Source organism: Paraconexibacter sp., from assembly GCF_041602235.1.
Lineage (GTDB): Bacteria > Actinomycetota > Thermoleophilia > Solirubrobacterales > Solirubrobacteraceae > Paraconexibacter.
Map to the genome: position 1 here is coordinate 1 of NZ_JBFIGP010000176.1, position 7,954 is coordinate 7,954.

The 7,954-nt window shown below is 74.0% G+C and carries 8 protein-coding genes; 6 read left to right on the plus strand and 2 right to left on the minus strand.

Annotated features, from left to right (window positions below):
• From ABYE80_RS13725 to ABYE80_RS13750, 6 genes are all read left to right on the plus strand, one after another.
• Positions 1 to 886: glycosyltransferase family 2 protein (locus ABYE80_RS13725; RefSeq protein WP_372790848.1), on the plus strand; the 886-nt coding region annotated here is incomplete at its 5' end.
• Entirely contained in the window at positions 886 to 1,977 is a 1,092-nt protein-coding gene (locus ABYE80_RS13730; RefSeq protein WP_372790849.1) for a glycosyltransferase family 4 protein, read from the plus strand. The genes ABYE80_RS13725 and ABYE80_RS13730, both read left to right, overlap by 1 nt.
• A gap of 11 nt (positions 1,978 to 1,988) precedes the next feature.
• Entirely contained in the window at positions 1,989 to 2,684 is a 696-nt protein-coding gene (locus ABYE80_RS13735) for a methyltransferase domain-containing protein (RefSeq protein ID WP_372790850.1), read from the plus strand.
• Positions 2,685 to 2,697: 13 nt separating this feature from the next.
• Positions 2,698 to 3,798: an FkbM family methyltransferase gene (locus ABYE80_RS13740; RefSeq protein ID WP_372790851.1), complete on the plus strand. Its 1,101-nt coding sequence runs from the start codon at positions 2,698 to 2,700 to the stop codon at positions 3,796 to 3,798.
• A gap of 82 nt (positions 3,799 to 3,880) precedes the next feature.
• A complete protein-coding gene (locus tag ABYE80_RS13745; RefSeq protein WP_372790852.1) occupies positions 3,881 to 4,630 on the plus strand; it encodes a YebC/PmpR family DNA-binding transcriptional regulator in 750 nt (249 codons plus the stop codon).
• The gene (locus ABYE80_RS13750) at positions 4,599 to 5,873 is read left to right on the plus strand and encodes an MFS transporter (RefSeq protein ID WP_372790853.1); all 1,275 of its coding nucleotides are present in this window, start codon (positions 4,599 to 4,601) and stop codon (positions 5,871 to 5,873) included. The genes ABYE80_RS13745 and ABYE80_RS13750 overlap by 32 nt, the downstream gene beginning before the upstream one ends.
• On the opposite strand, the gene ABYE80_RS13755 is transcribed toward ABYE80_RS13750, so the two are convergent.
• Entirely contained in the window at positions 5,836 to 6,963 is a 1,128-nt protein-coding gene (locus ABYE80_RS13755; protein WP_372790854.1) for an adenylate cyclase regulatory domain-containing protein, read from the minus strand. The genes ABYE80_RS13750 and ABYE80_RS13755 overlap by 38 nt on opposite strands.
• A 42-nt stretch (positions 6,964 to 7,005) precedes the next feature.
• Positions 7,006 to 7,954 (minus strand): HD-GYP domain-containing protein (locus ABYE80_RS13760; RefSeq protein ID WP_372790855.1); only part of this gene is annotated, 949 nt, incomplete at its 5' end.

The following is a 7,954-nucleotide window of genomic DNA, read 5'->3' on the forward strand; positions in this document are numbered from 1 at the left end:
CGTCGCCCACGACTCCGCCGGACCGGAGACGGAGGACCTGCTGCGGACCCACCCGCTCGCGGCGGCGGGAGTGCTGCGTCACCTGCGGTTCGACCCCGGACCAGGACCGGCCGTCAAGCGCAACGCCGCGTGGCGGGCGGCACGGGCCGACACCGTCCTGTTCACCGACGACGACTGCCGTCCACCGCGCGACTGGGTCGCGAACGCCCTGGCGGCGGCACTCCGGCGACCGGGGGCGATCCTGCAGGGCCGCACCACGGTGGATCCGGACGAACTCGCGGTCAAGCACCGTGTCCCGCACGCTCGCAGCCAGGAGGTCGAGCCCCTGGTCCCGTGGGCGCAGACCTGCAACATCCTGTACCCGCGCGCCGTGCTGGAGGCGACCGACGGCTTCGACGAGGCCCTCCCGCTGGCGGCCGGCGAGGACACCGACCTCGCGTTGCGCGCGCAGGCGCTCGGGACGCCCTACGAGGCCGCCCCGGACGTCCTGACCTACCACTGCGTCGAACCCGCCACGCTGCTCGCGCGGATGCGCGAGGTCCAGCGCTGGGAGCACCTGCCCTTCGTGGTGCGGGAGCATCCGGAGGTGCGGGACGGCCTGCCGGGGTTCGGGACCTGCTGGAAGCCGGCGCACGCCCGGCTGCCGCTGGCCGCGGCAGGACTCCTCGCCGCTCTGCTCGCCGTGCGGGCGAGACGGGGCGACCGGGTCCTCGCCGGCCTGGGCGCGACCGTCCCGTGGGCACTGGCGGCCGCACCCCGCTACGGGTCCTCGCCGCGCGGGGTGGCACGCGCGATCAGCGAGCTCCCCGGCCGCTTCCTGCTGGACGCCGCGGAGATGACCGCGCTCGCGCGGGGAAGCGTGCGGTACCGGACCCTGCTCCTCTAGTGCGCGTCGCACTGCTCAATCCGGTGTTCTGGCCCGAGGTGCGTCGTGGCTCGGAGCGCTTCGCCCGGGAGCTCGCGGACGGGCTGACCGCCCGGGGTGAGCAGGTCACGCTGATCACGTCCCACCGGGGGCGCCGCTCCAGCACCGTCGAGGACGGCCTGCGGGTCGTCCGCGTGCGACGCCTGCCGGTGGAGGACCGGTTGCGGCGCCGGCTCTACGAGGAGCACCTCGCGCACCTGCCGGCGCTGGCTCTGGAGCTTCGCCGCGAGCGCCCCGACATCGCCCACGCCTTGTACCCGACGGACGCCCTGGCGGCGCTGCGGGTGCGCGACCGCCACGACGGCGCGCCGGTGGTGCTGTCCTACATGGGCATCCCGCACCGCACCGCGCTCGCCAACCGCCGCTGGCGCAAGGAGATCGTGCTGCGGACCGCACGGGACGCGGACGCCGTCGTCGCCCTCAGCCGAACGGCCGCCGACGGGTTCCGGCGCTGGCTCGGGGTGCAGGCGCGGGTGATCGCCCCTGGCGTGGACGTGGGTGTCTTCCACCCCGACTCCACGGCTCGCGCCCCCGCGCCGACGATCCTCTGCTCGGCCGATCACACCCAGCCCCGCAAGCGCGTCGGGCTCCTGGTCGAGGCGTTCGCGCTCCTGCGCCGCGAGCACCCCGGCGCGCGCCTGGTGCTCTCCCGCGTGCGCGGGACACCGCTCGCCGGGCGCCTCCCGGACGGGGTGGAGGAACGCGACCTCGACGACCGCTCGGTCCTGGCCGCGGCGAACCGCGAGGCGTGGGTCGCGGCGCTGCCCTCGGTCGGTGAGGCGTTCGGCCTCGTGCTCGCCGAGGCGCTCGCGAGCGGGACGCCGGTGGTCGGGTCCCGGGCGGGCGCGATCCCGGAAGTGGTCGACCGCGCGGGCATCGGTGCCCTGTTCGACGGCGACGATCCGCGAGACCTCGCCGCCGCACTGGGCACGGCGCTGGACCTCGCGGCGGACCCCGCGACCTCCGCACGGTGCCGGGCGCGGGCCGAGGAGCTCTCGGCAGCCGCCTGCGCCGAGGCCTACGCGGCGCTGTACCGCGAGCTCACCGACTAGGCTGCGACGCCGTGCTCGCGTCCGCAGCCGCCCGCATCGACGGGCTCCCTCAGGACCATCTGATCCTCGATGTCGGCGGGTGGGCCGCCCCGATGTCGCGGGCGGACTGGGTGATCGATCTCTTGCCCTACGAGACGCGCGGCCTCTACGTGCACCGGCCCGACCCGGCGCAGGAGCGCTTCGGAGCGGACACCTGGGTCCAGCGCGACATCTGCGGTGCGGCGCCGTGGCCGTTCGCCGACAAGCAGTTCGACTTCGCGGTCTGCTCGCACACGCTGGAGGACGTCCGTGATCCCCTGCGGGTCTGCGAGGAGCTGTGCCGGGTGGCGAAGGCCGGGTACGTCGAGGTCCCCGCCCCGATCCAGGAACTGACGTTCGGACTCCACGGTCCCTGGGTCGGCTGGAGCCACCACCACTGGATCACCGAGCTCGAGGGTGAGGGACTGCGCTTCACCATGAAGCCGCACCTGCTCGTCGAGGAGGGCCGCCATCTGCCGGAGGGGAGCACGGAGGGCCTGACGCCGGAGGAGCTCGTGCTGCAGCTGTGGTGGGAGGAGGGGTTCGCGTTCCGCGAGCAGGCGGTGCTGGGCGTGGAGGAGTTCGACGCCTGGCTGTTCGGGCTCGTCGAGGAGTGCCGCGCCCGTGCGGCGCCGGTGGGGACCCCCGACGGACGCTGGTCGCGGCTGCGGCGCCGCGTCCGCGGTTAGCCTGCCGGTCCGCATGCCACCCGCCACGTTCGCGTCCCAGTTCTTCCGCCGCCTGCTCGAGGCGGTGCACGATCACGATCACGACGTCACCGACGCCGCCCTGCTCGCCGTCTCCGCACCGCGTCGTGCGCAGGCGCGGCTGGCCTCGGCCCTGCCCCGCGCCGCCGCACGCCGGGGGTGGGGACGCCGGCGCTTCGAGCTCGACAGCGCGGCCTCGCGCCTGGCGAACGTCGCCGCCGGGCTGCCGGGGCTGGAGCGCACCTACGCCCTGCTGCAGGACCAGGCGTCGCGGGACCTCCTCGTGGAGCTGTTCCTGTTCCGCGTGCTCGGCAGCCAGCACGTCCGCTCCCCGGTGGCGTTCACCGACTACGCACGCGCACGCGCCGGTCTCGAGGTCGTGGAACGCGACGTCGCCGTCGTCCCGGACCCGCACACGCCGCGGTTGTCGCGCTACCGGGTCACCGGTCCCGGCGGTGCGGCGATCACGATCTGCTCGGCGGAGCCCGAACTGGCGAGTGTCTACGCGCTCGGCCAGTACCACCACCCCGAGGTGCACGCCGAGCCGGGCGACGTCGTGCTCGACGGCGGCGCGGGGTGGGGGGACACGGCGCTGTACTTCGCGGACGCGGTCGGGGCCACCGGACGCGTCATCTCCCTGGAGATCTCTCCGGTGAACGCCGAGGTCATCGCGGCGAACACGGCGGCGAACCCGGACCTGCCCGACGTCATCGAGGTCGTGCCCTTCGCCCTGTGGGACCGCAGCGGCGAGACGCTGCACTTCTCCGAGGCCGGTCAGGCGTCGGTGCTCGGCAGCGGCGACGCGTCCGGGACCGCCGTCGAGACGCGCACGGTCGACGCGCTCGTCGCCGACCTGGGCATCGAGCGTCTCGGCTTCGTCAAGCTCGACATCGAGGGGGCGGAGCCGCAGGCGCTCCGAGGGATGGAGCAGACGCTGCGACGTGACCGCCCGAAGCTCGCGATCGCGCTGTACCACGACCCGATGCACTTCATCGACCTGCCGGCCGCGATCGACGATCTCGGTCTCGGCTACCGGTTCTTCCTCGGGCAGGGCGCGCCGGGGACGCCGGAGACGATCCTGTTCGCCGCCGCGTAGCCGCCTCGCGGCCTGCCGAGCGAGCGATCCGGGGAGGGGTGCGTCACGCCCCTCGGGGTCGTCCAGGCTCTACGCTCCCGGCATGGCCGGACATTCGAAATGGGCGGGGATCAAGCACAAGAAGGCGATCGTCGACGCGCGCCGGGGCAAGCTCTTCACCAAGCTCGCGCGTCACATCACGGTGGCCGCCAAGGCCGGGGGCGGCGACCCGGACGGCAACCCCGCGCTGGCGCTGGCGATCCAGAAGGCCAAGGACGCCTCGATGCCCAAGGACAACATCGAGCGGGCGATCCAGCGTGGCACCGGCGAGGGCGCGGACGCGGCCAGCTACGAGGACGTGCTCTACGAGGGGTACGGTCCGGGCGGCGTGGCCCTGCTCATCGAGGCCCTGACCGACAACCGCAACCGGACCGGCTCGGAGGTGCGCCACATGCTCTCCAAGCACGGCGGGTCGCTCGGTGAACCCGGCTCCGTGGCGTACCTGTTCGACAAGCAGGGCGTGATCGTCGTCGACGGCGAGCAGTACTCCGAGGACGACCTGATGATCGCGATCGACGCCGGCGCCGAGGACATCGCGACGGACGACGACGTCCTCGAGGTCCTCACCGAGCCCTCGTCGCTCACGCCCGTGCGCGCAGCCCTCGAGGAGGCCGGGATCGAGCTGCAGAGCGCCGAGGTCACGTACCGCCCCAAGACGCGCATCGAGATCGACGAGGACACCGCGGCCAAGCTGATGCGGCTCATCGACGTCCTCGACGACAACGACGATGTCGGCGAGGTGCACGCGAACTTCGACGTGGATGCCGACGTCCTCGAGCGGCTCGCCGGCTGACCCGCGGGGGCGCCGGCGCTCGCTCCTGCGCGAGGACGCGCGGTTCCGCCGGTACTTCCTCGGCGCGGCGACATCGCTCGTCGGCGACCGGATCACGTTCGTGGCGATGCCGTTCGCCGTCCTCTCGGTGTCGAACTCGGCCGGCAGCGTGGCGGCGGTCGTCGCCGCGCAGACGGTGCCCTTCGCGCTGCTGGCGCTCTTCGCCGGGGTGATCGCCGACCGCGCGGACCGGCGCCGCATCGTCCTGACGAGCGACGTGGTCCGGATGGTGACGCAGGTGATCGCCGCGGTACTCCTGCTGAGCGGGTCGGCGGAGGTCTGGCACCTCGTCGTGCTCATGGTCTGCTTCGGCAGCGCGGACGCGTTCTTCATGCCCGCGACGCAGGGGATGCTGCCGCAGTTGGTGGCGGGCCCCCGGCTGCAGGAGGCCAACGCGCTGCGCGGCATGGTGAGCAGCAGCGCGATGATCGGCGGACCGGCGCTCGCCGGGGTGCTGGTCGCGCTGCTCGGTCCCGGTGGCGCGCTCGCGGTCGACGCCGGGACCTTCGCGGTGAGCGCCGTCTGCCTGGCCGGGGTCCGGCCGGACCCGGTCCGGCGCCTGATGCGCGAGCACGAGATGGTCCCGTCCCTGCTGGCCGGGCTTCGCGAGGGCTGGCACGAGGTCCGCTCACGCCAGTGGATCGGGCTGGGGCTCTCGGGGTTCGCGGTCTACACCGTGGTGGTGCTCCCGGCCGTCTTCGTCCTCGGGCCCGTCATCGCCGAGCGCGAGCTTGGCGGCGCGGGGGCGTGGGCGGTCATCTCCGCCACCTTCGGGGTCGGCTCCCTCATCGGGAGCGCCATCGCGCTGCGGTGGCGACCCCAGCGCCCGATGGTCGTCGTGGCCGTCGGCATCGCGGTGGGCTCGGCGCAGGCCGCCGTGCTCGGCAGCGGCCTGTCCCTGCCGGTCATCGCGGCGCTCGAGGGCATCACCGGTATCGGGGTGGCGCTGTTCTTCACCATCTGGGACAGCGCCTTGCAGGAGCGGGTCCCCGAGCAGGCGCTCTCACGGGTGACGAGCTACGACTTCTTCCTCTCCATCGGCCTCTCGGGCCTGGGCGTGGCCATCGCCGGACCGGTCGCGGACCTGGTCGGCCTGCAGCAGACGATGCTCGCCATGAGCGCCATCGCGGTCCCGCTGGCGCTCTCGCTGCTCGCCTTCCCGGCCGTCAGGCAGCTTCGGCGCGTCGAAGCCGGAACGTCTTGACGGGCGCCGAGACGCCCTTGACCCGGCGCTCCCCGGCGAACGACCAGCGCAGGCGCGGATCGTCGCCGGCGGCCTCGCGGACGGCGGGCGCCGCGAGGACGCTCCCGGTGCGGGCCAGCGAGGTGAGCCGGCTCGCGAGGTTGACGGGCGCGCCGAACCAGTCCGCGCCGTAGTGGGCGGCGGGGCCGTAGGCCATCCCGACGCGCAGCTGCGGGAAGTCCTCGCCCTCCTCGATCACCGCCTCGAGGAGGTCCAGGCAGGCGACCCCGAGCGCCGGCACGTCGTCGCAGGTGAGCATGACGGCGTCGCCGATGGTCTTCACCAGACGCACCGGGGCGTTCGCCACCCCTGCGGCGAGCGCCTCCAGACGCGCCGCCACGCGACCGACCTCCTCGGCGGGGACCTCCTCGCCCATGCGGGTGAAGCCGACGAGATCGGCGAACGCGACGCCGACGACGCGCTCGCCGGGCAGGCGCCCCAGCTGGCGGGCCTCGTCGTCGACGGCCTCGGCACGCACCATGTTCCGCAGGTGCATCCGCACCGTGTTCTCCAGCAGCGGTCCGACGTACGGCAGGATCGCCTCGACCGTCGCCTCGTAGCGCTCGGCGAGCTGGCGCTCGTCCAGACCCGGTTCGAGCGCCAGTTCGAGCACGGTCGCGCGCATGACCTGCGCCGTCTGGGCCAGCCCCCGGCCGAGCACCCGGCTGACGTCCAGGATCTGGTCGTCGCTGAGGCCCAGGGCGCGGAACAGGGCGGGGCTGCGGGCCGCCTCCACCTCCCGCTCGGAGAACTCGACGACGTCGGGGTCGAGGATCGGCATACCGTGGGATCGCCGCAGCGCCTGCAGCATCTCGAGCTCCACCCCGGCGCGCTCGGCGAGCTGGCGGCCGGTCAGGGTGGGGGGGCCGTCCATGACCAGGCGCTCCGCGGGGAGGAACGGCAGCAGCCACGGCGTGTCGACGGCCTCGAGCTCCTCGAGCGTGAAGCCGCGACCGATCAGCCAGTCCAGGAGATCGATCCGCTCGGCGCGCGCATCGCCCTCGAGGCCTTCCAGGAGGCCCGTCGCGGCCCAGTCGATCGCGTCGCTCATCGGCACGCAAGCTACGGCATGGCGCCCGAGAGCCGGGGACGGTCAGTCGACCGGGAGCAGGACGCCGTGCTCGGCGTCCGCGCGCAGCAGGCCGAGCTGCCGGCTCTGGTGCAGGTGTCCGATGAGCGCCTCCGTGACCCGCGGGTCGAACTGGGTGCCTGCGCACCGCGCGAGCTCGCGGACCGCTTCGGGGTGACTCATGCGCTGCCGGTAGGGGCCCGCCGAGGTCATGGCGTGGTAGCTGTCGCAGACGAGGACGATCCGGCTGCCGATCGGGATGTCCGCTCCGCGCAGGCCGTCGGGGTAGCCCTCGCCGTCGAAGCGCTCGTGCTCGTGTCGGACGATCCGCGCGACGTCCGCGAGCCCGGGGATCGCGCGCAGGATGCGCTCGGCGATCACCGGGAGCTCTCGCACCCGTGACCACTCGTCCTCGTCGAGGGCGCCGTCCTTGCGGAGGATCGCATCCGGCAGCGCCACCTTGCCGATGTCGTGCAGGAGCGCCGCGGCGCCGACGCGATCCACGTCGGTCGCCGAGAGCCCGAGGACCTCTGCGACCGCGCGGCTCATCGTCACGACCGACCGCGAGTGCTCCCCGGTGAACTCGTCACGCTCGTGGAGCGCGGCGGCGAGCGCCTCGGCGACGTCGAGCTGCACGTCCTGCCGTGCGGCGTCGTCCGGCGTGTCCTCCTCGGACCGCAGCGCGACGCGCCCGCCGCCCGCCGCCCGGGCGCGCGTGAGCCCGTCGGCCGCTGCCGCCAGGAGCTGCTCGACGGACTGCGCCCGCCGGTAGGGGGCGAGGCCGACCGAGACGGAGAAGCGGGGATCCGGGATCGGATCGTCGGCCATCGTGTCGAGCAGCCGCTGCACGCACGCGACGGCGGCCCCGGCCTCGGTGTCGACCAGCAGCAGCGCGTACTCGTCGGCGCCGGTGCGGCCCACGAGATCGGCGGTGCGGACCAGCGCCCGCAGCCGATGCTCCAGGGCGGCGAGC